Raw genomic sequence first — 25354 nt, forward strand, 5'->3', positions numbered from 1 at the left:
CACCCCAGCCCTCTCCCACAGGGAAAGGGAGATGGGTTTGGTAGGCCGGGTAAGGCGAAGCCGCCACCCGGCACTGCTCAGAGCTGAGAAAAACCTCCATCCCCAACCCACCCGGCTAGTCGTGAATACACCACCTCCACCGCCTCCTTCACCGGCGGCGTCATCGGGTAATAAAACCCGACAATGTCCGGCTGAATGCCCAAAAACAGCACCTCGCCCACGTCACCTTTGATCTGATCCACCAGGTAGTTCAGCGGCATATTGTGGGTAGTCATCATAAACATCTCGGCGATGTCGTCCGGGTCAATCAGGCGGATCTCGCCGGGGTTGAGTCCCATATCGGTGGCATCGACGATTAACAGCCTGTCCGGACGCAGCTCGCGGATGGCCACCACGTCGTTTTCCGGCGCGCTGCCGCCGTCAATCACCACCCAGCTGCCCTGCGGGTTCGCGGCGCACATCTCCGCCAGCAGCGGACCCGCGCCGTCGTCGCCCATCATGCTGTTGCCGACACACAGTAAAACGTCAGTCACGTAATCTCCTCACCATCAGGTAGATGGCACTCTCCTGATGAATATCATGCAGCATACCGAGCAGCGTTTTACTCCACGCCTGCTGCTCCGGGGTTTGTCTGCCGAGCGCCGCGTCAAAGGCGTTGGCGAGCATGACAATGTGGTTCGCATCGATCACGATCTCACCGTACTTCGGCACGCCTTCCATTTTGCGCCGCGCCGTACTGCCCTCCTCCAGCGTGGCAATCCACGCCAGGTATTCCGGCCACGGACAGCTCAGTGCGGCCTCCAGGCAGTCAATCACCCCGAGGTGATGCCCAATCGCCAGGCTGTAATAGACCACCTGCTGCGCCGCATCCGGCGTGGCATCGTTCTCATCAATAAACTTACGGCTCAGCTGGCTGAACACCACCGTTTCACTCATCGGATACGCGCCTCATCGACGATGCTGTTCAGGTTCGCCACAATCTCATTGAGGCGCGGATCGTTTTCCGCCTCCAGCCAGCGTGCGACCTGATGCTCGCCCTGGCTCAGCAGGCGCAGATAGTCGTCGGCAATCTGACGGCCGTAGCGATAGCCCGCCAGCCTGCGCGCCGTGCGATCGACCTTCACCCGCAGCGGCTGCACCATGTCCGGGTGCAGAATGGCGGCCGGCTGGTTGTCGAGTTCGCCTGGCTCGCGGGCGTGGATTTTCTGCTCCAGCAGGCCGAGCGCCATCGCGAAGCCGTACAGCGTGGCGGCGGGCGTCGGCGGACAGCCCGGAATGTAGACGTCCACCGGCACGATTTTGTCGGTGCCGCCCCAGACGCAGTAGAGGTCATGGAAGATGCCGCCGCTGTTGCCGCAGGCGCCGTACGAGATGCAGATTTTCGGGTCCGGCGCGGACTGCCAGGCGCGCAGCGCGGGCGAGCGCATAGCGCGGGTGACGGCCCCGGTGAACAGCAGGATGTCCGCATGACGCGGGGACGGCACCACTTTGATGCCGAAGCGCTCGGCGTCAAACAGCGGCGACAGCGTAGCGAAGATCTCAATCTCGCAGCCGTTGCAGCCGCCGCAATCCACGCGGTAGACGTAGGCCGAGCGTTTGATTTTTTTCAGCAGCGACGCCTTCATGCTGGCGATGGATTCGTCCACCGTCATCGGCACCGGAATGCCGTTAGCGTCGCGTGGGCCAAGTAAATTGTCCATCAGCTGGCCTCTCTCATGTGGCGGGTGATATCAATGCGGTCGGACGGCAGCAGGCACTTCTGTCGCTTGCACGCCGGACAGGTTTCAAAGCTTTCACGGTGATGCTCCGCGCGGGCGTCGCCGTTGTGCTGCAGCAGCGCGATGGCGTAGTCGATCTCTTTTTGCACGGCGAACGGGCGCTGGCAGACGCGGCAGTGGCACAGGTCAAAGCGCGACTGCTGCAGGAAATCCTCTTTCTTCCACACCGCCAGCTCGTACTCCTGCGACAGGCGAATGGCGACCGTCGGGCAGACCTCTTCGCAGCGGCCGCAGAAGATGCAGCGCCCGAGGTTAAACTGCCAGGCCAGCTCGCCGGTTTTGAGATCCGTTTCCACCGTTAAGGCGTTCGACGGACAGGCGTTGACGCAGGCCGCGCAGCCGATGCACTGCTGTGGGTTGTGCTCCGGCTTGCCGCGAAAGTTTTTGTCGACCGGCATCGGCTCCAGCGGATAGCGGCTGGTCTGCGTGCCGGTTTTGATCACTTTTTTGATAAAGGTAAACATGACGAATCCTTATTTCAGCGGCGAGTTCTTACGCTCGATGCTGTAGCGCTCAAGCTCTTTATACGGCACCACCTGGCTTTTCTTCTTGCGCACGTCCACGACGGTCATGCGGTCGGTGCAGGAGTAGCACGGGTCGAGGCTGCCGATGATCAGCGGCGCATCAGACACGGTGTTACCGCGCAGCATGTAACGCAGGGTTGGCCAGTTGGCGTAGGTCGCCGCACGGCAGCGCCAGCGGTAGAGCTTCTGGTTGTCGCCGGTCATGCTCCAGTGAATATCGTCCCCGCGCGGCGCTTCGGCAAAGCCGAGGGCAAAGCGGTTTGGAATGTAGGTGAAGCCCTCCACCATCAGCGGGCCGCCCGGCAGGTTGTCCAGACCAAAGTCGATCATGTTCAGCGCGGTGAACACCTCGTTGATGCGCACCTTCAGGCGGGAGATGACGTCGCAGCCCTGCTCGCTGTGCACGGTCATCGGCAGCAGGCCGTAACCGACGAACGGGTGATCGGCACGCGTGTCGCGGGCGTGCCCGCTGGCGCGCACCATCGGGCCGACGTTACTGAAGTCGCGAGCGATCTCAGGATCGAGGCGGCCAATGCCGACGGTGCGCTGCTCGATATTGGGCGTGCTGAGCAGCATGTCCACCAGTTCCTGCACGTCGCGGCGCATCTGCTGCGCCAGCTGGCGGGTCTGGATCATGTCATCTTTCAGCAGGTCGCGGCGGATCCCGCCGATCAGATTCAGACCGTAGGTTTTGCGCGCCCCGGTGAGGATCTCCGCCATCTTCATCGACGCTTCGCGCACGCGGAAGAACTGCATAAACCCGGAGTCAAAGCCGACGAAGTGGCAGGCCAGGCCGAGGTTCAGCAGGTGCGAGTGCAGGCGCTCCACCTCCAGCAGAATGGCGCGGATCATCTGCGCGCGTTCCGGCACCACGATCCCCATGCCGTTCTCTACCGAGGTGGTGTAGGCGGTGCTGTGGGCGAAGCCGCAGATGCCGCACACGCGGTCAGAGAGGAACGTGACTTCGTTGTAGCCCATGCGGGTTTCCGCCAGCTTTTCCATGCCGCGGTGGACGTAGAACAGGCGGTAGTCGGCGTCGATAATGTTTTCGCCGTCGACGAACAGGCGGAAGTGGCCCGGCTCGTCGGAAGTGACGTGCAGCGGGCCGATCGGCACCACGTTATTCTTCTTGCTGCCCAGCTCGTTGATGAATTCGTAGGTTTCACTGTCGGTGGTCGGGGCCGGACGCTGGCGGTAGTCCATGCTGTCTTTGCGCAGCGGATAGAGTTCGTCCGGCCAGTCGTCCGGCAGCACCAGACGGCGTTCATCCGGCAGGCCAACCGGCACCAGGCCATACATGTCGCGCACTTCACGCTCGCCCCAGACGGCAGCGGGCACGCGCGGCGTGACGGACGGGTATTCCGGTTTATTCGGGTCGACCTCGACGCGCACGGTGATCCAGCACTTCTCGCCCTGCTCCATCGACATCACGTAGTACACCGCGTAATTGCCGCACAGCTGGCGCTCGTCGTTACCGAACAGCACCGACAGCCAGCCGCCCTGCCGGTAGTAGAGAAACTCCACCACTTCCGGCAGATAGTTCACCTTTACGGTGACGGTGATCTGGTCTTTGGTTTGCCAGGACTCCTCCAGCACCACGCCGGGGAAAGCCTGATGCAATGCGGCGAGATACTGCTGACCTTTCTTTTCTTCAGACATAAACACTCTCTTTAATCACGCCACCAGCAAGGAGACGAACGCTAAAAATGCAAAACCAAAACCGGCCCAGGTAATGCGTGACGTTTCCACAAAACGCAGACGCGCCATGCTGTTTTCGAACAGGGCAATGACCAGCACGCCGACCAGCAGCTTGAGGACGGCAACCACGACGGCCAGCAGCAGACCGCCCGCGGAGAAGTGCGTCATCTGCCCCCACGGGAAGAAGACGCCGACAAACATCTGCAGCACCACCAGCTGTTTGAGGCTGATGCCCCACTTCAGCACCGCAAAGCCGTAGCCGCTGTACTCGGTGAGCGGTCCTTCCTGCAGTTCCTGCTCGGCTTCGGCCAGATCGAACGGCAGCTTGCCCATCTCGATAAAGGTGGCGAATGCGCAGGCGCACAGCGCCAGCACCAGCGGAAGGGAGCGGGCAACCGGCCAGTAGTACACGGTGTGGGTGATAAAGCTGATGTGCGTGGAACCCGCAACCTGCGCGGCAACCCACAGCCCCAGCAGCAGGATCGGCTCAACCAGCACGCCGAGCATCGCCTCGCGACTGGCACCGATGCCGGTAAACGGGCTCCCGGTGTCGAGACCCGCAATCGCAAAGAAGAAGCGGGCGATGGCAAACAGGTAGATCAGCGTAATCAGATCCCCGAGCGCCGGCAGCGGCGAAGCCACCGTCACCACCGGCAGCGCGGTGGCGATGGTGAGCATCACGCCCACCATCACGAACGGCGCCAGGCGGAAGACCCAGCCTGCGGCATCCGGCGCCACGCTCTGGCGAGAAAGCAGCTTGAAGAGATCGCGATACTCCTGGAGCACGCCAGGACCGCGACGGTTGTGCATCCGGGCGCGCGCCACGCGCGTGATGCCCGACAGCAGCGGCGCGGCGGCAAACAGCACCAGCGCCTGAAGAATTGCCAGTAACAGACTCATGTCAGGCTCCTCGTGAAATCACAACGATCACCAGCACCGCCAGCTCGATAACCGCCAGACGGCGGAACAGCGCGGGTACGGCAGCGCTCTGCCAGCCGGGTACCCAGCGCACCGGGTTCAGCCAGTGGCGCAGCTTCAGCACGGCGGCAAAGTTCTCTTTCACCGGCATAGCGAAACCGTGGGCGGTGATGACCATCGACTGTTCGTGTTCGTAGCCGCAGGCCCATGCTGCACCGCGCGAGCGGGAGGTGAGCCGGTCGCGTTTGAAGAACAGCATCAGCACCAGCGGCAGCAGCGGTGCGCCTATCAGCAGCAGCGCGATCATGGGCTGGGAAACGGTGGTGTTCGCCGTGGTCAGCGGCAGCGGAATGGCATTGCCCAGCAGCGGCAGCAGCCACGGTGCGGCGACGCCGCCCGCGATGCAGCACAGCGCCAGCGCGACCACGCTTACGCCCATCAGTAGCGGTGCGCAGCAGGCGTTCTCAGCCTCACGCGTACGCGGTGCGCCGAGGAAGGTCACGCCATAAACTTTCGCCATGCACATCACCGCCAGCGCCCCGGTAATCGCCAGACCGACCGCCAGCAGCGGCCCCAGCAGACGGGCGATAAACGCCTCGCTCTGACCGAGGGCGAAGAAGGACTGATAGATCACCCACTCCCCGGCAAAGCCGTTCAGCGGCGGCAGCGCGGCCATCGCCATCAGCCCGACCAGCATCGCCAGTGAAATCACCGGCATCTTTTTGCCAATCCCACCGAGCTTTTCGATATCCCGATGGCCGGTGCGGAACCAGACGCTGCCCGCCCCGAGGAACAGGGTGCTTTTAAACAGGCTGTGGTTGATCAGGTGATAAAGACCGCCGATAAAACCGGCCGCAATCAGCGCCGGTTGATTCAGCGCCAGCCCGGTCACGCCCGCGCCAATGCCGAGCAGAATGATGCCGATATTCTCCAGCGTGTGGTACGCCAGAATACGCTGGATATTGTGCTCCATCAGCGCGTACAGGCCGCCGACGAAGGCGGTGATCATGCCCGCAATCAGCAGCACCACGCCCCACCACAGCGGCGGTTGTCCGCCGGTCAGCGTAATCGCCAGGATCCCAAACAGACCGACCTTCATCACCACCACCGAAAACAGCGCGGCGGCGGGCGCGGAAGCATTCGCATGCGCCTGCGGCACCCAGCCGTGCAGCGGGATGATTCCGGCGAGCAGGCCAAAGCCGAGCACGCCCAACAGCCAGACGTCATTCCCCAGCGGATGCCCGTTAAGCGCAGCGAAGTCCAGCGTGCCGAAGCGCTGCCACACCAGCCAGCAGGCCAGCGCCAGCAGCAGCGTCCCGAGGCGTCCCAGTGCAAACCACAATTTCCCGGAGGCGCTACAGCCCGTCAGGAACACGCCGCAGAGCGCCATGATCTCCGCCATCACCACCAGCGCGCCGAGGTTGCTGGCGGTAACGGTACAGACCGCCGTCGCCATCAGCAGGTTCACCAGCAGGCCGTTGGCTTTAGCGTGCGGGTGGCGATGCCACTCGATATTGAACAGGCTGATAAACAGCCCGCACAGGCCAAACGTCACCAGCCAGAGGGCGTTCAGCGGCGTAATCTCAACGGTGTGGCGAACCAGCGGTATGAGGGTGTCAACGGATTGTCCGCCGAGCAAAACAACGCCGCCTGCCGCCAGCGTCAACAGGCTACCTGCCGCCCCGCCGATCCCGGCAACTCCGCCGCTCAGGGTTTTATGGAAGGAGAAGATCGGCGCCAGAATAGCTGCGGCAATAAAACAGGCTACCGCGCCGGTAATCATTATGGCCGCGTTCATTTCGCCCCCTCGTTAAGCGCCTGTAGCAGAGAAAGGTCGCCAAAATCACTGTTGATGGTCAGCTCGCGCTTGCGCTTGCTGGTACGGGCGATGTCGCGAATGTTAACCAGAATCAGCGCTTTCGTCGGACAGGTCCGTACGCAGGCCGGGCCCTGTTCATCGAAGCTGCACAGGTCGCACTTCACCGCCACGGCACGGATGCCGGGCACCCAGTCCAGCAGCGTGCTGACGCGTGCAGGCGCTGGCGGCGCGGGCGGGGCTTTAGGCGAGTTGGCATTGGCCGGAATATGCAGCGGGCGGCTGCCGGAAAATTCAATCGCGCCGAACGGGCAGGCAATGCCGCACAGCTTGCAGCTTACGCACAGGCTTTCGTTCAACTGGACTGCGCCATCCACGCGGGTGATGGCATTTACAGGACAGACACCCGCGCACGGGGCGTCTTCACAGTGATGGCAGAGCTGCGGGGCAGACTCTTTTTCATTACGCATGACGTGCAGGCGCGGCATGGACTGCAGCCCATGCAGGCGATGCGTTTCCGAACACGCCGCCTCACAGGTTCGACAGCCAATGCAGACCGTCGAGTCAGCAATTACAAAACGGTTCACCGGGTTATCCTCTGGTGATAGTCATTTTTGTCGAAAAGCTGTCTTGTCGACACTTCTCGACACGCATGGGTCAGGCCACGTTCGCTGAGGCATTTCCGTCCATCAGCTGCTTCAGGTTGACCGGAAGATCGTGCTCAACGGCGGCGTACAGGCCGTTATAAACCGGCGCGATTTTTTCCAGATAGTGCTCCAGCACCTGCTGGCGATCGCGGTTGCTGACGTGGCCGTCCACCATGCCGTCGGCCATCAGCTGCGCCTTCGCAATACACTGTTTTTCGCCGTCTTTTGTCTCGAGGTAGTACTCAATGGTGTGGCTGTTGAAGTTATCCGCCAGGGTCACGTTGATGGTGAAATGGCCGAAGAGGACAAAGCGCATATCCCCCTGCGCCGCGCAGCTCATCGCGTGGTGAAGACGCGCTTTCGACAAGGTAATGCCCTGAACCAGCGAGTTGCAGTAAAGGTGCCACTGGTCCTGTAACTGTTGATGACGCTGCGCGATGTAATCCGCTTTTTCGCTGATTTCCCAAATAGTCATAGAAGGTATCCGTTTAATGGAGATAGCGGCTGTTAAGCAGATTCCATGCCAGTTTTTATTTTGCTGATTTTAAAGGGATTAAAATGAAAAACCGCTGTCATCACCGCGGTGTCGACGTGTCATTTCGACAGCGTTGACATCGTCACGCCTTAACAAAAACCAAGCTGGCACTGTTATTGCATTACCGGGGCAATTCATTGAGGAGGCGTCATGCACGAAATCACCCTCTGCCAGCGGGCTCTGGAACTTATCGAACAGCAGGCAGTGCAAAACCACGCGAAGCGCGTCACCGGCGTCTGGCTGAAGGTCGGAGCGTTTTCCTGCGTCGAGACCAGCGCCCTGACCTTCTGTTTTGAGCTGGTCTGCCGCGGCACGCTGGCGGAAGGCTGCGAACTGCATATTGAAGAACAGCAGGCGGAGTGCTGGTGCGAGCAGTGTCAGCAGTACGTCACCCTGCTGTCATCGAAGGTACAGCGCTGCCCGCAGTGTCAGAGCGGCGGTCTGCGCATCGTGGCGGATGACGGCATGCAGATCCAACGCCTCGAAATCGAGAAGGAGTAAAGTATGTGTAGTACCTGCGGTTGCGCCGAAGGCAACCTGTATATAGAAGGGGATGAACACCGCCCCCACTCCGCGTTTCGCTCCGCGCCCTTTTCACCCGCCCCACGCCCTGCGGCAGCCCTGACCGGCATTACCTTTGCGCCGCAACGCTCCGATGCGGGCGACCTGCATTACGGCCACGGCGAAGCAGGCACCCACGCGCCGGGCATGAGCCAGCGCCAGATGCTGGAGGTGGAAATCAACGTGCTGGACAAAAATAACCAGCTCGCCGCCCGCAACCGCGCCCGCTTTGCCACCCGCAAACAGCTGGCGCTGAACCTGGTCTCCAGCCCCGGTTCCGGTAAAACCACGCTGCTGACCGAAACGCTCAAGCGCCTGAACGGGCGCGTCTCCTGTGCGGTGATCGAAGGCGACCAGCAAACCGTTAACGACGCGGCGCGCATTCGCGAAACCGGCACCCCGGCGATTCAGGTCAACACCGGCAAAGGCTGCCACCTGGATGCACAGATGATTGCCGACGCGGCCCCGCGCCTGCCGCTGGCAGATAACGGCATCCTGTTTATTGAAAACGTCGGCAACCTCGTCTGCCCGGCGAGCTTCGACCTCGGCGAACGACACAAGGTGGCGGTGCTTTCAGTGACCGAAGGCGAAGACAAGCCGCTGAAGTACCCGCACATGTTTGCCGCCGCGTCCGTCATGCTGCTGAACAAAGTCGACCTGCTGCCGTACCTGAATTTCGACGTGGATAAGTGCCTGGCGTATGCCCGCGAGGTGAACCCGGAGATTGAGATCCTGCTGGTTTCCGCCACGCGCGGCGACGGCATGGACGGCTGGCTACACTGGCTGGAGAGCGAACGATGTGCATAGGCGTACCGGGACAAATTCACGCCATCGACGGTAATCAGGCCAAAGTCGAGGTTTGCGGCATCCTGCGCGACGTCGACCTGACGCTGGTGGGCAGCACCGATGAAACGGGCGCCTCGCGTCTCGGCCAGTGGGTGCTGGTCCACGTGGGGTTCGCCATGAGCGTGATTAACGAAGCGGAAGCCCGCGACACGCTCGACGCCCTGCAAAATATGTTCGACGTGGAGCCTGACGTGGGCGCGCTGCTGTACGGCGAGGAGCGGTAATCATGCGTTACGTTGATGAATACCGCGCGCCGGAGCAGGTGCTGCAGCTTATCGGCCTCCTGAAAACGCGCGCAGCGCGGCTGGACTACACGAAAGAAAGGCCGCTGCGGATCATGGAGGTGTGCGGCGGGCACACGCACGCGATCTTCAAATTTGGCCTCGACCAGCTGCTGCCGGAGAACATTGAGTTTATCCACGGCCCCGGCTGCCCGGTCTGCGTGCTGCCGATGGGGCGCATCGACAGCTGTATTGAAATTGCCAGCCAGCCCGACGTCATTTTCTGCACCTTTGGCGACGCGATGCGCGTGCCGGGAAAAATGGTTCGCTGCTGCAGGCGAAAGCGCGCGGCGCAGACATCCGGATCGTCTATTCGCCGATGGATGCCCTGACGCTGGCAGCGGATAACCCCGCGCGCAAGGTGGTGTTTTTTGGCCTGGGGTTTGAAACCACCATGCCCGCCACCGCCATCACGCTGCAGCAGGCGAAAGCGCGCGGCGTCGATAACTTTTTCTTCTTCTGCCAGCACATTACGCTCATCCCCACCCTGCGCAGCCTGCTGGAAGAGCCAGGCAACGGCATTGACGCCTTTCTGGCACCGGGCCACGTCAGCATGGTGATTGGCACAGACGCCTACGGTTTTATCGCTGAACAGTACAATCGTCCGTTAGTGGTGGCTGGTTTCGAACCACTTGATCTACTGCAAGGTGTCACCATGCTGGTTGAGCAGAAAATAGCGGCCCTGAGTACCGTGGAAAATCAGTACCGCCGCGTGGTGCCGGATGCGGGAAATGAACGAGCGCAGCAGGCGATAGCCGACGTGTTTAGCGTTGAGGGCGACAGCGAATGGCGAGGCCTGGGGCTGATTGCTGAATCCGGCGTGCGCCTGGCGCCAGCCTATCGCGCGTTCGACGCCGAAGCGCATTTCCGCCCGCAGCCGCAGCAGGTTTGCGACGATCCCCGGGCACGCTGTGGCGAGGTGCTCACCGGCAAATGCAAACCGCATCAGTGTCCGTTATTTGGCAATACCTGTAATCCGCAAACGGCGTTTGGGGCGCTGATGGTCTCCTCCGAAGGGGCGTGTGCCGCGTGGTATCAGTATCGCAACCAGGAGAGTGAAGCATGAATACGGTTGAAATGGCGCACGGCAGCGGCGGACAGGCGATGCAGCAGCTGATTAACCGGCTGTTTATGGAGGCCTTTAACAACCCCTGGCTCGCCGAACAGGAAGACCAGGCGCGCATTGACCTCGCCACCCTCACCGCCCAGGGCGACAGGCTGGCCTTCTCCACCGACAGCTACGTCATTGACCCACTGTTCTTCCCGGGCGGCGATATCGGCAAGCTCGCCGTCTGCGGCACGGCGAACGACGTCGCCGTCAGCGGCGCCATCCCGCGCTACCTCTCCTGCGGGTTTATCCTTGAAGAGGGATTACCGATGGAGACGCTCACGGCCGTGGTCAACAGCATGGCGCAGACCGCGCGCGAAGCGGGGATAGCGATCGTCACTGGCGACACCAAAGTGGTGCAGCGCGGCGCGGCCGACAAGCTGTTTATCAACACCGCCGGCATGGGGGCGATCCCCGCCGATATTCACTGGGGGGCGCAGCGCCTCAACGCGGGCGACGTGCTGATCGTGACCGGCACGCTGGGCTGCCACGGGGCGACCATCCTGAACCTGCGCGAAGCCCTGGGGCTGGACGGCGAACTGCGCAGCGACTGCGCGGTACTCACCCCGCTGATTCAGACGCTGCGCGGTATTCCCGGCGTGAAGGCCCTGCGGGATGCCACGCGAGGCGGTGTCAACGCCGTGGTCCATGAGTTTGCGGCAAGCTGCGGATGCGGGATTGAACTCACCGAGCGCAGCCTGCCCGTTAAGCCCGCCGTTCGTGGGCTTTGCGAACTGCTGGGGCTGGACCCGCTCAACTTTGCAAATGAAGGCAAGCTGGTGATTGGCGTTGAACGGGCCGCAGCACAAGCCGTTCTTGAACAGCTGCAGGCTCATCCGTCAGGAAAAGAGGCGGCGATAATTGGTGAAGTGGTTGAGCGCAAAGGGGTGCGCCTGACCGGACTTTATGGCGTGAAGCGCACGCTGGATCTGCCGCACGCCGAACCCTTACCCCGTATTTGCTAGGCCGCGCCACAAGCGGCCAGCATGGATTTTTTGCTCGTTTCTACTGGAAAGCACTATGCCGTATACACCGATGAGCGATCTTGGACAGCAGGGCCTGTTTGACATTACGCGCACACTTTTACAGCAGCCCGATCTCGGTGCGCTGAGCGATGCCCTGACGCGGCTGGTCAGGCAGTCGGCGCTGGCCGACAGCGCCGCGATTGTACTGTGGCATAGCGGAACGCACCGCGCGAGCTACTACTCAACGCGTGACAATGGCAAAACGTTTGAATACGAAGACGAAACGTATCTCGCGCATGGCCCGGTGCGCCGCATTCTCTCCCGACCTGAAGTGCTGCACTGTAACTTTGAGGAGTTCCGGCAGGCGTGGCCGCGGCTCGCGGAGAGTAACCTTTATCAGCCGTTCGGGCATTACTGCATGCTGCCGCTGGCAGCAGAGGGTCAGATTTTTGGCGGCTGCGAGTTTATCCGCACGACCGACCAGCCCTGGAGCGAGGCGGAATACGAACGCCTGCACACCTTTACCCAGATTGTGGCCGTCGTTGCGGAGCAGATCCAAAGCCGCGTGACCAATAATGTGGATTACGACCTGCTGAGCCGCGAACGCGACAACTTCCGCATTCTGGTCGCCATCACCAACGCCGTACTGTCACGGCTCGATATGGACGAGCTGGTCAGCGAAGTGTCGAAAGAGATCCATCACTATTTCAAAATCGATGCCATCAGCATCGCGCTTCGCGGCCATCGCAAGGGCAAGCTGAACATCTACTCGACGCATTATCTCGATGAAGCCAACCCGGCACACGAGCAGAGCGAAGTGGATGAAGCGGGGACCCTTTCGGAGCGGGTCTTCAAAAGCAAAGAGATCCTCCTGATCAACCTCAACGAACAGGATCCGGTGGCACCGTACGAGCGGATGCTGTTTAACACCTGGGGTAACAAAATTCAGACCCTGTGCCTGTTGCCGCTGATGTCCGGCAACACCATGCTGGGCGTGCTTAAGCTGGCGCAGTGCGAGGAAGGCGTCTTTACTACCGCCAACCTGAAGCTGCTGCGTCAGATCGCCGAGCGTATTTCCATCGCCCTGGATAACGCCCTCGCCTATCAGGAAATTCATCGTCTGAAGGAGCGGCTGGTGGATGAGAACCTGGCCCTGACCGAACAGCTCAACAACGTGGACAGCGAGTTTGGTGAAATCATCGGACGTAGCGACGCCATGTACAACGTGCTCAAGCAGGTTGAGATGGTGGCGCAAAGCGACAGCACGGTACTGATTCTGGGCGAAACCGGTACGGGTAAAGAGCTGATTGCCCGCGCCATCCACAACCTGAGCAACCGCAACAGCCGTCGGATGGTGAAGATGAACTGCGCGGCGATGCCCGCAGGGCTGCTGGAAAGCGACCTGTTCGGCCACGAACGGGGCGCCTTTACCGGGGCAAGCAGCCAGCGGCTGGGCCGGTTTGAGCTGGCGGACAAAAGCTCGCTGTTCCTCGACGAAGTGGGCGATATGCCGCTGGAGCTACAGCCGAAACTGCTGCGCGTCCTGCAGGAGCAGGAGTTTGAACGTCTTGGCAGCAACAAGCTTATCCAGACTGACGTGCGGCTGATTGCCGCGACCAACCGCGACCTGAAAAAGATGGTCGCCGACCGCGAGTTCCGCAGCGATCTCTACTATCGCCTGAACGTCTTCCCGATCTTCCTGCCGCCGCTGCGCGAGCGCCCGGAAGATATTCCCCTGCTGGTCAAAGCGTTCACCGCCAAGATCGCGCGTCGGATGGGTCGAAATATCGACAGCATTCCTGCCGAGACGTTACGTACCCTTTCATCGATGGAGTGGCCCGGCAACGTGCGCGAACTGGAAAACGTCATCGAGCGTGCGGTACTGCTGACGCGCGGGAATGTCCTGCAGCTCTCCCTGCCTGAAGTGACGCTGCCTGACGTGAGCGTGCCCGCCGCCGAGACAGCGAAAGAGGGAGAAGATGAATATCAGCTCATTATGCGCGTACTCAAAGAGACCAACGGCGTGGTCGCCGGGCCGAAAGGTGCCGCCCAGCGTTTAGGGTTAAAACGTACTACCCTGCTGTCGCGCATGAAACGTCTCGGGATCGATAAAGAGAGCCTGGTTTAAGCCCCCCAATCCGGCGGTGTTGCTCTGACACCGCCTTTCGTTACCCTGCGCAATTGTCCCTCATTGACACAAAATCGTTTCCTCTGTATAAAATTCCGCCTTAATAATGAGTTTCATTTGCATCAATAATAATATTAATCAAGGGTAGCGTTTCATGAAGAAGGTCATCTGCGCGTTAGGCCTGGCGGTTGCGTCGGTCAGTTCTGCTCTGGCAACCACATATCCTCTGACCATTGAAAACTGTGGCTATAAAGAGACATTCACCAAAGCGCCGGAACGCGTCGTGGCCCTGGGTCAGAATACCGTCGAAATCTTGCTCCTGCTGGGGCTGGAAGATAAGGTGAAGGCCAGCGCCTTCTGGCCGACGAAAGTGTTGCCGCAGCTCGCGGAACAGAACGCAAAAATCAAAACACTGACGGTTGAAATCCCTACCCTTGAATCCGTGCTTGCGCAGAATCCCGACTTTGTCCCCGCCCAAACGCCGCTGTTGCTGGGGCCGGAAAGCAAGGTTGCAAAACGCGACGATCTGATGACCCTGGGCGTGAACAGCTACGTGTCACCGGGCATGTGCGCGACCAAAAAAGCCACGGGCGATATGTACGGCAGCCGCCAGAAACTGTGGGATATGACGTATCTCTATCAGGAGATTGAGGATTTCGCCAAAATCTTTAACGTTGAAGACCGCGGTCAGGCCGTGATTGCCGATTTCAAAAAACGTGAGGCCGACCTGCGTAAGGAATTCGGCAAGAACAAAAAAGACCTCTCGTTTGTCTTCTGGTTCTCCAGCTCATCCCCCTCTGCGGACGCCTACGTAGGCGGTAAAAATAGCCCCTCCGGGTTTATTGCGAGCCTGATGGGCGGGCATAACGCCATCACCTCCGAGACCGAATGGCCAACCGTGGGCTGGGAGAGCATTATTGCCGCCAATCCGGATGTGATTGTGGTCTCCAGCCTGGACCGCAACCGCTGGGCGCTGGATAACGCGGAAGAAAAAATCAAATTCCTGAAGAGCGATCCGGCCGTCAGCCAGCTGGACGCCGTGAAAAAAGGCCACATCGTGGTGATGGACGGTCAGGCCATGAACCCGACGATTCGCACGATTTACGGGGCTGAGCAGGTCGGCGAACAGCTCAGAAAGCTGGGGCTGAACTGATGACAATCGCCGTTCTTCAGGCCCGGCAGAGCCTGGTTCTGACGACCTCGGCTTTGCTCACCCTGGTACTGCTATTTCTGGTGATCGCCCTGAGCGTCAGCGTCGGCGAGCTGTCCATCCCGCTGGATAACGTGTTTTACGCCATCAGCAATAAAATGGGGCTCACCGAGGTTCCGCTCACTCGCATCTATGAAAGCGTCATCTGGGACTTTCGCCTGAGCCGCGCGCTGGTGGCGGCCTGCTGCGGCGCGGGGCTGGCCATCTGCGGTGCCGTATTGCAGAGCTTGCTGAAGAATGCGCTGGCGGAACCCTACGTGCTCGGCGTGTCCGCGGGCGCGTCGACCGGGGCGGTTTCTGTTGTCGTATTGGGGATCGGCACCGGTGCGGTCTCCCTTTCTGCCGGTGCCTTCGCCGGGGCATTCGCCGCGTTTGCGTTTGTCGCGTTTCTGACGAACGGCGCGCGCGGCGGGAATGAACGTACTATTCTGGCAGGCGTCGCCGCCTCGCAGCTTTTTAACGCCATTACCGCCTACACCATCAGCACCTCCGCCAGCGCCCAGCAGGCGCGCGACGTGATGTTCTGGCTGCTGGGCAGCTTCAGCGGCGTACGCTGGCCTGAATTCCAGCTGGCACTGGTCGTGGTGCTGATTGGGTTAGCCATTTGCCTCTACTATTCCCGGGCGCTGGATGCCTTTACGTTCGGTGACGACGCCGCCGCGTCGCTGGGCATTGCCGTTCCCTGGGTGCGCCTGGCGCTCTTTACCACCACCGCGCTGATTACCGCAACCATCGTCAGCATGGCGGGGTCAATCGGCTTTGTCGGGCTGGTGGTGCCGCACGTGATGCGTTTCCTGTTCGGGCCGCTGCACCGCACGCTGCTGATTGCCAGCGCGCTGGCAGGCGCGATCCTGATGGTGCTGGCAGACATTGCCTCACGCATGCTGATTGCACCGCAAAGCCTGCCCGTCGGCGTGGTCACCGCGCTGGTTGGCGTCCCCTTCTTTGCCGTGATTATCTACCGTTCAAGGAATAAGTGATGAGCATCTGCGCGGAAAATATTACCTGGAAGGTCGGCAAAAAAGTCATCGTTAATGACGTCTCGCTGAAGGTGTCACAGGGCGAAACGGTAGGACTGCTTGGCCCTAACGGCTGCGGTAAATCCTCTCTTTTACGTATCCTCGCGGGGCTGCGTCGCCCGGATGCTGGCTGCGTCACCCTGGACGGACAGGACATTACCCGCATCGCCAAAAAACAGCTTGCCCGCCGGGTCGCCTTCGTGGAACAGCACGGCATGACTGACGCTAATATGCGCGTGCGCGACGTGGTGAAACTTGGACGTATTCCGCACCACTCCGCCTTTTCCAACTGGAGCACGCACGATGACGAAACCGTCACCGCCGCTCTGCAGCGCGTGGATATGCTGGATAAAAGCGACCAGGGCTGGCTGAGCCTCTCCGGCGGCGAGCGTCAGCGCGTCCACATTGCCCGCGCGCTGGCCCAGACCCCGACGGAAATCCTGCTGGATGAACCGACCAACCACCTGGACATTCATCATCAGATGCAGCTGATGCAGTTGATCAGCGAATTACCGGTCACCAGCATTGTCGCCATCCACGATCTCAACCACGCCTCGATGTTCTGCGACTCGCTGATTGTGATGCAGAAAGGGCACATTGTGGGGACGGGAACACCGCAGGACATCCTGTCCGAGTCGCTGCTCTGGGACGTCTTCCGGGTCAAAACCAAAATTGAGATCTCACCGTTCCATGGCAAAAAGCACATTCACTTTATCGTTTAGGGGCGAGTGAATAACGATGCCCCTTCGCCCTGCCACCACGCTCTGGCCGCCCGTCTTACTGGGTAGCCAGTTTGTTTTTAACATTGGCTTTTACGCCGTTGTTCCCTTCCTGGCGATATTCCTGCGCGACGACATGCTGCTCTCCGGCGGGCTGATCGGGCTGATCCTCGGCCTGCGCACCTTCTCTCAGCAGGGGATGTTTATCGTCGGCGGTGCGCTCTCGGACAGGTTTGGCGCGAAAGTTGTTATCCTGAGCGGCTGTATTGTTCGCGTTGCGGGGTATCTTCTGCTGGCATTCGGAGGATCGCTGTGGCCGATTATTCTGGGCGCATGTTTGACAGGCGTGGGCGGCGCGCTGTTTTCTCCGTCGATTGAAGCATTGCTGGCGAAAGCGGGCACGCACAGCGAGGCGAAAGGTAAACGAAGCCGGGCGGAGTGGTTCGCGCTCTTTGCGGTCTGCGGGGAACTCGGTGCGGTACTGGGCCCGGTTGCCGGCGCCCTGCTCACCGGCCTGGGCTTTCGCCAGGTGGCGCTGGCGGGCGCAGGGGTCTTTATCGTTGCGCTGGTGGTGCTCTACTTTTGCCTGCCCGCGTCACGCCACGCCTCGCGGACGCTGAAGCTCGTTCCCTGGTGGACGACGTTCCGCCAGCCCCGCTTTGTCGCCTTTATCATTGCCTATAGCTCGTGGCTTTTGAGCTATAACCAGCTCTATCTGGCGCTGCCGGTAGAGATCCAGCGTTCCGGCGGTAACGAGAAAGATCTCGGCCCGCTTTTTATGCTGGCCTCCATTCTGATCATCACTTTACAACTGCCGCTGGCACGTTTCGCCCGGCGCGTGGGCGCGGTGAGGATCCTGCCGGTGGGCTTTTTGCTGCTCTCCGCCGCCTTTGCAAGCGTGGCAATGTTTGCGTCGACGGCACCGCCAGAGGGCTGGCTGCGCCTGCTGCCGTCGGTCTGTTTCGTGACGCTGTTGACGCTGGGGCAGATGCTGCTGGTACCCTCGGCAAAGGATCTGATCCCAAGGTTTGCCGAAGAGTCCACGCTGGGGGCGCACTATGGCGCACTCGCCACCGCTGGCGGAGTCGCGGTCCTGACGGGGAATTTGCTGTTTGGCAGTCTGTTGGATCGCGCCCTGGTGCCCTCCACGCAGGCGATGCTCCCCTGGCTGCTGCTGGCCCTCTTCCCGCTCTGCAGCGCGCTGGCCATGAACGTGATTTGCCGCCCGCTCAGAAGCTGAACCGGTCACTTTTTCGGACGATACTTTTCCGGCAGTTCCGGTACGGGACGACGATCATCCATCAGATGACGGACGGTCAGAATGGGGTGACGCCAGAGCATTCGCGGGCCTGCCCAGCGCATAATTTGCTTCATCTCTTCGCGTTTGGCAGGCTGGTAGCAGTGGACCGGACACTGTTTACAGGCAGGCTTTTCCTCCCCGAAAACGCATTTATCCAGGCGCTTATCGGCATAGGCATTTAGCGCCTGATAGTGCCCCTCTTCCGCAGAGGCCTGAGGACACTGCTTCTGATACAGCGCGATCATTTTCGCGATGGTCTCTTTTTCGCGTGAAATTCGTTTACCGGACATAGCGACTTACCGAACAATAAAGTGCAAAAATAATACACCTTTCAATGCAGAATTTCAGTTTTTGCATGCGGTTTTCTGAAGCCTGATTCCAGTTTTAGCCCTGCACCGCCCGACAATCACTGGTATTTTATACAGGCATCAGTAATGACTTTTATCCGTGTTGTCGGGAGACCCTATGCAAGAACTTGCTATCAACAAACCCTATCGCCATTTAACCGTGGGATATTTCAGAAAGCGCCATGAAGACCGCAATACCAAGATACCGAAGCGCTACAGCGTGCATGCGGCGCTGAGCTTAAAAGGAGACTGGCTTGAACAGGCAGGGTTTACCACCCACTCCCGGGTTCGCGTGGGCGTTGAGCATGGAAAAATAGTCATTGAGTTAATGTCGGAAGATGCCTCGTAAAGCGACGACATTTTTCTGCGCCGTACCTTTTTTTCATGCGACAATAGAAGGAACAAACGGCCACTGAGCCGCTCAAAACGGTTTATATTCAAAGAAATGGACATCATAACTCCATGAGCACACTCGACAATTTCGACGCACATACGCCGATGATGCAGCAGTATCTGAAGCTGAAGGCACAGCATCCGGAAATCCTGCTGTTTTACCGTATGGGCGATTTTTACGAGCTGTTTTATGACGATGCTAAGCGTGCATCGCAGCTGCTCGACATCTCGCTGACCAAACGTGGCGCATCGGCAGGTGAGCCCATCCCGATGGCAGGCATTCCGCACCACGCGGTAGAAAACTACCTGGCGAAACTGGTGAATCAGGGTGAATCTGTCGCCATCTGCGAACAGATCGGCGACCCCGCGACCTCAAAAGGTCCGGTGGAACGCAAAGTCGTGCGCATCGTCACGCCAGGCACCATCAGTGATGAAGCCCTGCTTCAGGAGCGCCAGGATAACCTGCTGGCCGCGCTCTGGCAGGACGGCAAAGGGTTTGGCTACGCGACGCTGGACATCAGCTCCGGGCGTTTTCGTCTGAGTGAACCGGCCGATCGTGAAACGATGGCAGCCGAACTGCAGCGCACCAACCCGGCAGAATTGCTCTACGCCGAAGATTTCGCCGAAATGGCGCTGATTGAAGGTCGTCGCGGGTTGCGCCGCCGTCCGCTGTGGGAATTCGAAATTGATACCGCGCGCCAGCAGCTGAATCTGCAGTTTGGCACCCGCGATCTGATTGGCTTTGGCGTTGAAAATGCCCCGCGCGGTCTGTGCGCGGCAGGTTGCCTCCTGCAGTACGTGAAAGATACCCAGCGCACTGCCCTGCCGCACATTCGCTCTATCACCATGGAGCGCCAGCAGGACAGCATCATCATGGATGCCGCCACGCGCCGTAACCTGGAGATCACGCAGAACCTGGCGGGAGGTGTAGAAAATACGCTTGCGTCGGTCCTGGACAGTACGGTCACGCCAATGGGCAGCCGTATGCTGAAACGCTGGCTGCATATGCCGATTCGCGATACCGCAACGCTGGTTTGCCGTCAGCAGACGATTGCCGCCCTGCAGGATCGGTATACCGAGCTGCAGCCTGTCCTGCGCCAGGTGGGGGATCTGGAACGTATCCTGGCCCGTCTGGCGCTGCGCACGGCGCGACCGCGCGACCTCGCGCGGATGCGTCATGCTTTCCAGCAGTTACCGGATCTGCGTGCGCAGCTGAGCGACGTTGACAGCGCGCCGGTACAGAAACTCCGCGAAACCATGGGTGAATTTACCGAACTCCGCGAGCTGCTTGAACGCGCCATTATTGATGCGCCTCCGGTTCTCGTGCGTGATGGCGGCGTGATTGCTCCGGGCTACAACGAGGAGCTGGACGAATGGCGCGCGCTGGCCGACGGTGCGACAGACTACCTTGATAAGCTGGAGATCCGCGAGCGCGAGCGTCTTGGGCTCGACACCCTGAAAGTGGGTTATAACGCGGTTCACGGTTACTACATTCAAATCAGCCGCGGGCAGAGCCACCTGGCGCCGATTCACTACGTGCGCCGCCAGACGTTGAAAAACGCTGAACGCTATATCATTCCGGAGCTGAAAGAGTACGAAGACAAAGTCCTTACCTCGAAAGGGAAGGCGCTGGCGCTGGAAAAACAGCTCTATGAAGAGCTGTTCGACATGCTGATGCCGCACCTGGCCGACCTGCAACTGAGCGCCAGCGCGCTGGCGGAACTGGACGTGCTGGTGAACCTGGCAGAGCGCGCGGAAACGCTGAACTACACCTGCCCGACCTTTACCGACAAGCCAGGCATTCGTATTACCGAAGGCCGTCATCCGGTGGTCGAGCAGGTACTGAACGAACCGTTCATCGCCAACCCGCTGAGCCTGTCGCCGCAGCGAAGAATGCTGATCATTACCGGTCCGAACATGGGCGGTAAGAGTACCTATATGCGTCAGACGGCGCTGATTGCCCTGCTTGCCTATATCGGCAGCTACGTTCCGGCGCAAAACGTGGAGATTGGCCCCATCGACCGTATCTTTACCCGTGTTGGAGCTGCGGACGATCTGGCGAGCGGTCGCTCAACCTTCATGGTCGAAATGACTGAAACGGCTAACATTCTGCATAACGCGACGGAGCACAGCCTGGTGCTGATGGACGAAGTCGGACGCGGAACATCAACCTATGACGGTTTGTCGCTGGCATGGGCCTGTGCGGAAAGCCTCGCTAATAAAATCAAGGCCATGACGCTGTTCGCCACCCACTACTTCGAACTGACGCAACTGCCGGAGAAAATGGAAGGGGTGGCTAACGTCCACCTTGATGCGCTGGAGCACGGCGACACCATCGCCTTCATGCACACGGTGCAGGATGGCGCGGCAAGCAAGAGCTATGGTCTGGCCGTTGCGGCGCTGGCTGGTGTACCGAAAGAGGTGATCAAGCGCGCGCGTCAGAAACTGCGTGAACTGGAAAGCCTGTCACCGAATGCGGCAGCGACGCAGATTGACGGTACGCAGATGTCGCTGCTGGTACCGGCGGAAGAGACATCGCCTGCCGTGGAAGCGCTGGAAAACCTCGATCCGGATTCACTGACGCCGCGTCAGGCGCTGGAGTGGATTTATCGCTTGAAGAGTCTGGTTTAGTTTTCTGCGATCTTTGCCCGGTGGCGCTGCGCTTACCGGGCCTACGGTTTTTGTAGGCCGGGTAAGGCGAAGCCGCCACCCGGCAAAACAGACCGCACGATGTTATCGCCCGGTAAGCGCAACGCCACCGGGCTTTTTTACAGCAGCGGCGGGATTGTCGGCACCTGCGGCGCCTCATCGATATCCTTCTGCGTCATGCGGAACGCTTCCGGGTAATGTTCGCGGCTGGTACGACGCAACGGTTCGGTATCGCGCCAGGTATACAGACAATGCTGGCACTGATAAACGGTCCAGACCCCTTTCACCGGTGACGTCGCCATCACTTCAATATGCTCATCGGCACAACGTGGACAAATCATCTTTTCCTCCTTATTGGCGTGCAGCCAGCATCGCGGTCAGTTTTTCAGCCCAGGCTTTGGTTTCAGGGAGATCCTGTACCGGCTGGCTATAGTGGCCCCGGGTGTCCGGTGCGACAGGCGTGGTGGCATCGATAATCAGTTTGTCGGTAATGCCCGCCGGGCTGGATCCAGGATCCAGTTCCAGCACCGACATGTTCGGCAACTGCACCAGATCGCCTGCCGGGTTGACCTTCGATGACAGCGCCCACATCACCTGCGGGAGGTTGAACGGGTCGACATCCTCATCCACCATGATCACCATCTTCACGTAGCCCAGGCCGTGCGGCGTGGTCATGGCGCGCAAGCCGACCGCGCGGGCAAAACCGCCGTAACGCTTTTTGGTGGAGATAATCGCCAGCAGGCCGTGAGTGTACATCGCGTTCACCGCCTGCACTTCCGGGAACTCCGCTTTCAGCTGCTGGTAGAGCGGCACGCAGGTGGCTGGCCCCATCAGATAATCAATCTCGGTCCACGGCATACCGAGATAAAGGGATTCGAAAATCGGTTTGGTGCGGTAAGAAACTTTGTCGATACGCACAACCGTCATGTTACGGCCACCGGAGTAGTGCCCGGTAAACTCGCCAAACGGACCTTCAATTTCGCGCTTACGGCCTTCAATCACCCCTTCCAGGATCACTTCAGAACCCCACGGCACGTCGAAGCCGGTCAGCGGCGCGGTAGCAATCGGATATGGGCTTTCACGCAGCGCGCCGGCCATTTCATACTCTGACTGGTCGTATTTCAGCGGCGTCGCGCCCATCAGGGTAATGATCGGATCGTTGCCGAGGGTAATGGCAATCGGCAGGTCTTCGCCGCGCTCTTCGGCTTTGTGCAGATGCAGAGCGATATCGTGCATCGGTACCGGCTGCAGGCCGAGCTTGCGCTTGCCCTTCACTTCCATGCGATAGATGCCGACGTTCTGCTTGCCGAAGTTATCCGGGTCAAGCGGATCGCGTGAGACGACGCACGCTTTATCGAGATAGAACCCCCCGTCGCCATCGTTCAGACGGAACAGCGGCAGAATATCGAACAGGTTAATGTCTTCACCGTCCACCGTATTCTGCGCCCAGGCCGGATTGGCGCGGCGCTCTGGCGCAATCGGGAATTTATCCCAGCGGCGAATAAACTCGTCGATCTGCTTTTTCACCGGCATGTTCGCAGGCAGCCCCATCGAGATGGCATGGTTCTGCCAGGAGCCGATAGTGTTCATCACCACGCGGGCATCGGTAAACCCGCGAATGTTGTCGAACCACAGCGCGGGCGCGCCGTCACCGATGCGGCCGGTCGCGTTGGCTGCCGCCGCCAGATCGGGCTCGGCGTTTACCTCTTCCTCAATTTTCAGCAGTTGCCCTTGCTCATCGAGCGCCTGCAGGAAGCTTCTCAAATCATCAAATGCCATCTTTATTCTCCTGTGAAAAATGTTTCGCCTCCCGCAACCCGTTCCAGCGGCGCGCCTTTTTATGCTCCAGACCAAACTGGTCAAGCACGCGGGTCACAATATGCTGGGTAATGTCATCGGCGGTTTGCGGGTGGTTGTAATACGCAGGCATAGGCGGCACCATCGCCACACCCATGCGGGAGAGCGCAAGCATATTCTCCAGATGAATGGTGCTGAGCGGCGTTTCACGGGGCACCAACACCAGCTTGCGCCCCTCTTTCAGCACCACATCCGCCGCACGGCCCACCAGCCCTTCGGCATAGCCCGCGCGGATCCCGGCCAGCGTTTTCATACTGCAGGGAATGACGATCATGCCGTCGGTACGAAACGAACCGGAGGAGATAGTGGCGGCCTGGTCAGCCGGGCTGTGGACGACGTCAGCCAGCGCAGCAACGTCCTGCGCGGTGTAAGGGGTTTCCAGTTCAATGGTGGTTTTTGCCCACTTCGACATCACCAGATGCGTCTCTACTTCCGGCATTTCCCGCAGCGCCTGCAGCAGCGCCACGCCCAGCGGAGCACCCGTTGCTCCCGTCATTCCCACGATTAATCTCATTCAGCACCTCAATCAATTTGTTCGTACACGAACATTATGAGTAAACTACTCCCGGATCGATTTCCTGACAAGATTGTTCGCATACGATCACACGAATTGCTAAAAAATGCCGCGTTAAAATCCCGAGCAAGAGCGGCTATCATAGAGGGAGATTTTTTCCGTCGGAGTGTTCATGGAACTAAGACAAGAGGCGTTCCACCTGTTACGTCAGCTTTTTCAACAGCATACTGCCCAGTGGCAACATGCATTACCGGAGCTGACCAAGCCGCAGTATGCGGTGATGCGCTCCATTGCCGAGCATCCAGGCATCGAACAGGTGGCATTAACTGAAGTCGCGGTCAGCACGAAAGCGACCCTGGCGGAAATGCTCAGCCGCATGGAGGCACGCGGGCTGGTCAAACGCGAGCACGACCCTGCGGATAAGCGCCGTCGCTTTGTCTTCCTCACGCCAGAAGGTGAGGCCCTGCTTGCAGACTGTAAGCCGGTAGGCAATGAGGTTGATGAGGCCTTTTTAGGCCGTCTAAACAAGGCCGAGCGGGAGCAGTTCTCGGCTCTCATCAAAAAGATGATGCACGATTAATTCACGCTGGTGCGCATAAAATCGATAAAGGTGCGCACTTTCGCTGACACATGCCGGGCATCAGGATAGACCGCATAGATGCCCTGCCGCGCAAAGGTATACTCCGGTAAAACCGTCACCAGCGTTCCCGCATCAAGCGCATCGCGCACCAGCCATTCCGGCAGTAACGCCACGCCACCGCCTGCGAGCGCAAAAGCCATTAGCGACTGAGCGCTGTCGGCAAACAAACGCGGCGCTTTTTTTATCTCCAGCATGTCAGGCACACCGCGGGCATCTTTCACCTGCCAGCGCAGCGGCGATGCTAATCGCTCGTGGATGATCCACTCGGCTTGCGCCAGCTGCGCAAGCGAGTCGATCGGGTTTCGCGCAAGCCACTCGGGCGTTGCGACGGGGAGAATAGAAAAGTGAGAAATCAGTGCGGCGTGGTTGCGCGAATCGACAAGCGTGCCCAACCGGATGGCCACGTCAAAACGCTCCGAGATAAGATCAGCAGGCAGTGACGACGAAGCATGTCGTACGCGAAGATCCGGGTGTTGGTGGCTAAATCTGGCCAGCAACGGCACCACGACCCGGGAGCCAAACTCAGGCGTGGTCGTGATCCGCAGTTCGCCGGTGAGCCCCGCATGGTTCGCGCGGACATCATCCTGCAGCCGTTCGGCGTCCTTCAGAAGCGCCACGCTGCGTTGATGAAACAGCACGCCCGCCTCGGTTAACGTCAGGCGGCGGGTGGAGCGCAGCAGCAGCGTAACGCCCAGCTCATCTTCAAGCTGGCGAATATTGAAGCTGACGACCGCTTTTGTCAGCCCCATCGCCTCGGCGGCCGCCGTAAAACTGCCGGTGTCGGCCACTGCGACAAACATCTGCGTCCGCTGTAGGTTAATCATCATCACGCCCGATACTGTCAAAATATTTTTGACAGTATATCGCGCTTTGTCAGGTTTATCCGTGATTCCCGAGCCGA

General features: G+C 59.8%; 26 protein-coding genes and 1 pseudogene. 13 read left to right on the forward strand and 14 right to left on the reverse strand.

The features are described 5' to 3' along the window. Positions 1–77: 77 nt before the first annotated feature. The 9 genes from hycI to hycA all read right to left on the reverse strand — a co-directional run bounded on the left by hycI (position 78) and on the right by hycA (position 7856). Positions 78–533, reverse strand: coding sequence for a hydrogenase maturation peptidase HycI (gene hycI / locus ACMGGU_RS16280; protein WP_063622347.1), 456 nt, complete (start codon positions 531–533; stop codon positions 78–80). Continuing rightward, on the reverse strand, positions 526–936 hold the full coding sequence (locus tag ACMGGU_RS16285; RefSeq protein WP_420300739.1) for a formate hydrogenlyase maturation HycH family protein: 411 nt from the start codon (positions 934–936) through the stop codon (positions 526–528). The genes hycI and ACMGGU_RS16285 overlap by 8 nt, the downstream gene beginning before the upstream one ends. Next, on the reverse strand, positions 933–1700 hold the full coding sequence (gene hycG / locus ACMGGU_RS16290) for a formate hydrogenlyase subunit HycG (protein ID WP_174341001.1): 768 nt from the start codon (positions 1698–1700) through the stop codon (positions 933–935). Before hycG ends, ACMGGU_RS16285 begins: the two co-directional genes overlap by 4 nt. Beyond that, the gene (locus tag ACMGGU_RS16295; RefSeq protein ID WP_008499573.1) at positions 1700–2242 is read right to left on the reverse strand and encodes a formate hydrogenlyase complex iron-sulfur subunit; all 543 of its coding nucleotides are present in this window, start codon (positions 2240–2242) and stop codon (positions 1700–1702) included. The genes hycG and ACMGGU_RS16295 overlap by 1 nt, the downstream gene beginning before the upstream one ends. A 9-nt stretch (positions 2243–2251) precedes the next feature. After that, complete coding sequence (gene hycE, locus ACMGGU_RS16300; RefSeq protein ID WP_045908505.1) at positions 2252–3961, reverse strand: formate hydrogenlyase subunit HycE; 1710 nt, start codon at positions 3959–3961, stop codon at positions 2252–2254. 15 nt (positions 3962–3976) lie between these two features. Beyond that, positions 3977–4900, reverse strand: coding sequence for a respiratory chain complex I subunit 1 family protein (locus ACMGGU_RS16305; protein ID WP_420300740.1), 924 nt, complete (start codon positions 4898–4900; stop codon positions 3977–3979). A gap of 1 nt (position 4901) precedes the next feature. Then, positions 4902–6716, reverse strand: coding sequence for a formate hydrogenlyase subunit 3 (hycC, locus tag ACMGGU_RS16310; RefSeq protein WP_420300741.1), 1815 nt, complete (start codon positions 6714–6716; stop codon positions 4902–4904). Further along, complete coding sequence (locus ACMGGU_RS16315) at positions 6713–7321, reverse strand: 4Fe-4S dicluster domain-containing protein (protein WP_023308971.1); 609 nt, start codon at positions 7319–7321, stop codon at positions 6713–6715. The genes hycC and ACMGGU_RS16315 overlap by 4 nt, the downstream gene beginning before the upstream one ends. A gap of 70 nt (positions 7322–7391) precedes the next feature. Next, on the reverse strand, positions 7392–7856 hold the full coding sequence (gene hycA / locus ACMGGU_RS16320; RefSeq protein ID WP_032653166.1) for a formate hydrogenlyase regulator HycA: 465 nt from the start codon (positions 7854–7856) through the stop codon (positions 7392–7394). A gap of 210 nt (positions 7857–8066) precedes the next feature. On the opposite strand from hycA, the gene hypA reads away from it, so the two are divergent. The 10 genes and pseudogenes from hypA to ACMGGU_RS16370 all read left to right on the forward strand — a co-directional run bounded on the left by hypA (position 8067) and on the right by ACMGGU_RS16370 (position 17993). Further along, complete coding sequence (gene hypA, locus ACMGGU_RS16325; RefSeq protein WP_039265546.1) at positions 8067–8417, forward strand: hydrogenase maturation nickel metallochaperone HypA; 351 nt, start codon at positions 8067–8069, stop codon at positions 8415–8417. Between the two features lie 3 nt (positions 8418–8420). Beyond that, positions 8421–9284: a hydrogenase nickel incorporation protein HypB gene (gene hypB, locus ACMGGU_RS16330; RefSeq protein ID WP_045908502.1), complete on the forward strand. Its 864-nt coding sequence runs from the start codon at positions 8421–8423 to the stop codon at positions 9282–9284. After that, on the forward strand, positions 9275–9547 hold the full coding sequence (locus ACMGGU_RS16335; protein WP_063622353.1) for a HypC/HybG/HupF family hydrogenase formation chaperone: 273 nt from the start codon (positions 9275–9277) through the stop codon (positions 9545–9547). Before hypB ends, ACMGGU_RS16335 begins: the two co-directional genes overlap by 10 nt. Positions 9548–9549: 2 nt before the next feature. Continuing rightward, a pseudogene (gene hypD / locus ACMGGU_RS16340) lies at positions 9550–10670 on the forward strand (hydrogenase formation protein HypD). Further along, on the forward strand, positions 10667–11677 hold the full coding sequence (hypE, locus tag ACMGGU_RS16345; protein WP_420300742.1) for a hydrogenase expression/formation protein HypE: 1011 nt from the start codon (positions 10667–10669) through the stop codon (positions 11675–11677). The pseudogene hypD and the gene hypE overlap by 4 nt, the downstream one beginning before the upstream one ends. Before the next feature lie 55 nt (positions 11678–11732). Next, a complete protein-coding gene (gene flhA, locus ACMGGU_RS16350) occupies positions 11733–13805 on the forward strand; it encodes a formate hydrogenlyase transcriptional activator FlhA (RefSeq protein WP_048224598.1) in 2073 nt (690 codons plus the stop codon). 154 nt (positions 13806–13959) lie between these two features. Continuing rightward, positions 13960–14958: an ABC transporter substrate-binding protein gene (locus ACMGGU_RS16355; RefSeq protein ID WP_048029226.1), complete on the forward strand. Its 999-nt coding sequence runs from the start codon at positions 13960–13962 to the stop codon at positions 14956–14958. Next, on the forward strand, positions 14958–15995 hold the full coding sequence (locus tag ACMGGU_RS16360) for a FecCD family ABC transporter permease (RefSeq protein WP_420300743.1): 1038 nt from the start codon (positions 14958–14960) through the stop codon (positions 15993–15995). The genes ACMGGU_RS16355 and ACMGGU_RS16360 overlap by 1 nt, the downstream gene beginning before the upstream one ends. After that, a complete protein-coding gene (locus ACMGGU_RS16365) occupies positions 15995–16756 on the forward strand; it encodes an ABC transporter ATP-binding protein (protein WP_420300744.1) in 762 nt (253 codons plus the stop codon). Before ACMGGU_RS16360 ends, ACMGGU_RS16365 begins: the two co-directional genes overlap by 1 nt. Positions 16757–16772: 16 nt before the next feature. Next, entirely contained in the window at positions 16773–17993 is a 1221-nt protein-coding gene (locus tag ACMGGU_RS16370; protein ID WP_048029224.1) for an MDR family MFS transporter, read from the forward strand. 5 nt (positions 17994–17998) lie between these two features. Here the strand turns inward: ACMGGU_RS16370 and ACMGGU_RS16375 are convergent, their stop codons facing one another. Continuing rightward, positions 17999–18343, reverse strand: coding sequence for a nitrous oxide-stimulated promoter family protein (locus tag ACMGGU_RS16375; protein WP_045418265.1), 345 nt, complete (start codon positions 18341–18343; stop codon positions 17999–18001). Between the two features lie 175 nt (positions 18344–18518). Here ACMGGU_RS16375 and ACMGGU_RS16380 point away from each other — a divergent pair, with 175 nt between their 5' ends. Then, the gene (locus tag ACMGGU_RS16380) at positions 18519–18749 is read left to right on the forward strand and encodes a SymE family type I addiction module toxin (RefSeq protein WP_045908493.1); all 231 of its coding nucleotides are present in this window, start codon (positions 18519–18521) and stop codon (positions 18747–18749) included. A gap of 113 nt (positions 18750–18862) precedes the next feature. Further along, positions 18863–21424 carry a DNA mismatch repair protein MutS gene (gene mutS / locus ACMGGU_RS16385; protein ID WP_262797161.1) on the forward strand — a complete coding sequence of 854 codons (2562 nt, stop codon included), beginning with the start codon at positions 18863–18865 and terminating at the stop codon, positions 21422–21424. Positions 21425–21561: 137 nt separating this feature from the next. Here mutS and ACMGGU_RS16390 read toward each other — a convergent pair whose 3' ends face one another. From ACMGGU_RS16390 to ACMGGU_RS16400, 3 genes are read right to left on the reverse strand one after another with little or no spacing between them, the layout of a single operon-like run. Beyond that, positions 21562–21783: a non-oxidative hydroxyarylic acid decarboxylases subunit D gene (locus ACMGGU_RS16390; protein WP_003862116.1), complete on the reverse strand. Its 222-nt coding sequence runs from the start codon at positions 21781–21783 to the stop codon at positions 21562–21564. 10 nt (positions 21784–21793) lie between these two features. Beyond that, positions 21794–23221, reverse strand: a complete 1428-nt coding sequence (locus ACMGGU_RS16395; RefSeq protein ID WP_420300745.1) for a non-oxidative hydroxyarylic acid decarboxylases subunit C — start codon at positions 23219–23221, stop codon at positions 21794–21796. Further along, entirely contained in the window at positions 23211–23813 is a 603-nt protein-coding gene (locus tag ACMGGU_RS16400) for a non-oxidative hydroxyarylic acid decarboxylases subunit B (RefSeq protein ID WP_008499595.1), read from the reverse strand. Before ACMGGU_RS16400 ends, ACMGGU_RS16395 begins: the two co-directional genes overlap by 11 nt. A 172-nt stretch (positions 23814–23985) precedes the next feature. Between ACMGGU_RS16400 and ACMGGU_RS16405 the strand changes: the two genes are divergently transcribed. Beyond that, entirely contained in the window at positions 23986–24393 is a 408-nt protein-coding gene (locus tag ACMGGU_RS16405) for a MarR family winged helix-turn-helix transcriptional regulator (RefSeq protein ID WP_023294441.1), read from the forward strand. On the opposite strand, the gene ACMGGU_RS16410 is transcribed toward ACMGGU_RS16405, so the two are convergent. Further along, positions 24390–25277: a LysR family transcriptional regulator gene (locus tag ACMGGU_RS16410; protein ID WP_333075716.1), complete on the reverse strand. Its 888-nt coding sequence runs from the start codon at positions 25275–25277 to the stop codon at positions 24390–24392. The two genes, ACMGGU_RS16405 and ACMGGU_RS16410, sit on opposite strands and share 4 nt — an antisense overlap. Positions 25278–25354: the final 77 nt, after the last annotated feature.

Origin of the sequence: Enterobacter sp. BNK-8 (genome assembly GCF_048685095.1) — a bacterium.
Classification (GTDB): domain Bacteria; phylum Pseudomonadota; class Gammaproteobacteria; order Enterobacterales; family Enterobacteriaceae; genus Enterobacter; species Enterobacter quasiroggenkampii.

Bases quoted from the DNA above. Each gene is read 5' to 3' on its own strand.
- hycC (WP_420300741.1), bottom strand. From the start codon at position 6,716: ATGAACGCGGCCATAATGATTACCGGCGCGGTAGCCTGTTTTATTGCC.
- ACMGGU_RS16410 (WP_333075716.1), bottom strand. From the start codon at position 25,277: ATGATTAACCTACAGCGGACGCAGATGTTTGTCGCAGTGGCCGACACC.
- hypA (WP_039265546.1), top strand. From the start codon at position 8,067: ATGCACGAAATCACCCTCTGCCAGCGGGCTCTGGAACTTATCGAACAG.
- ACMGGU_RS16390 (WP_003862116.1), bottom strand. From the start codon at position 21,783: ATGATTTGTCCACGTTGTGCCGATGAGCATATTGAAGTGATGGCGACG.
- ACMGGU_RS16395 (WP_420300745.1), bottom strand. From the start codon at position 23,221: ATGGCATTTGATGATTTGAGAAGCTTCCTGCAGGCGCTCGATGAGCAA.
- hypE (WP_420300742.1), top strand. From the start codon at position 10,667: ATGAATACGGTTGAAATGGCGCACGGCAGCGGCGGACAGGCGATGCAG.
- ACMGGU_RS16285 (WP_420300739.1), bottom strand. From the start codon at position 936: ATGAGTGAAACGGTGGTGTTCAGCCAGCTGAGCCGTAAGTTTATTGAT.
- ACMGGU_RS16295 (WP_008499573.1), bottom strand. From the start codon at position 2,242: ATGTTTACCTTTATCAAAAAAGTGATCAAAACCGGCACGCAGACCAGC.
- hycA (WP_032653166.1), bottom strand. From the start codon at position 7,856: ATGACTATTTGGGAAATCAGCGAAAAAGCGGATTACATCGCGCAGCGT.
- ACMGGU_RS16360 (WP_420300743.1), top strand. From the start codon at position 14,958: ATGACAATCGCCGTTCTTCAGGCCCGGCAGAGCCTGGTTCTGACGACC.
- ACMGGU_RS16365 (WP_420300744.1), top strand. From the start codon at position 15,995: ATGAGCATCTGCGCGGAAAATATTACCTGGAAGGTCGGCAAAAAAGTC.
- ACMGGU_RS16355 (WP_048029226.1), top strand. From the start codon at position 13,960: ATGAAGAAGGTCATCTGCGCGTTAGGCCTGGCGGTTGCGTCGGTCAGT.
- hycE (WP_045908505.1), bottom strand. From the start codon at position 3,961: ATGTCTGAAGAAAAGAAAGGTCAGCAGTATCTCGCCGCATTGCATCAG.
- hycG (WP_174341001.1), bottom strand. From the start codon at position 1,700: ATGGACAATTTACTTGGCCCACGCGACGCTAACGGCATTCCGGTGCCG.
- ACMGGU_RS16400 (WP_008499595.1), bottom strand. From the start codon at position 23,813: ATGAGATTAATCGTGGGAATGACGGGAGCAACGGGTGCTCCGCTGGGC.
- ACMGGU_RS16380 (WP_045908493.1), top strand. From the start codon at position 18,519: ATGCAAGAACTTGCTATCAACAAACCCTATCGCCATTTAACCGTGGGA.
- hypB (WP_045908502.1), top strand. From the start codon at position 8,421: ATGTGTAGTACCTGCGGTTGCGCCGAAGGCAACCTGTATATAGAAGGG.
- flhA (WP_048224598.1), top strand. From the start codon at position 11,733: ATGCCGTATACACCGATGAGCGATCTTGGACAGCAGGGCCTGTTTGAC.
- ACMGGU_RS16305 (WP_420300740.1), bottom strand. From the start codon at position 4,900: ATGAGTCTGTTACTGGCAATTCTTCAGGCGCTGGTGCTGTTTGCCGCC.
- ACMGGU_RS16370 (WP_048029224.1), top strand. From the start codon at position 16,773: ATGCCCCTTCGCCCTGCCACCACGCTCTGGCCGCCCGTCTTACTGGGT.
- ACMGGU_RS16375 (WP_045418265.1), bottom strand. From the start codon at position 18,343: ATGTCCGGTAAACGAATTTCACGCGAAAAAGAGACCATCGCGAAAATG.
- ACMGGU_RS16405 (WP_023294441.1), top strand. From the start codon at position 23,986: ATGGAACTAAGACAAGAGGCGTTCCACCTGTTACGTCAGCTTTTTCAA.
- ACMGGU_RS16335 (WP_063622353.1), top strand. From the start codon at position 9,275: ATGTGCATAGGCGTACCGGGACAAATTCACGCCATCGACGGTAATCAG.
- mutS (WP_262797161.1), top strand. From the start codon at position 18,863: ATGAGCACACTCGACAATTTCGACGCACATACGCCGATGATGCAGCAG.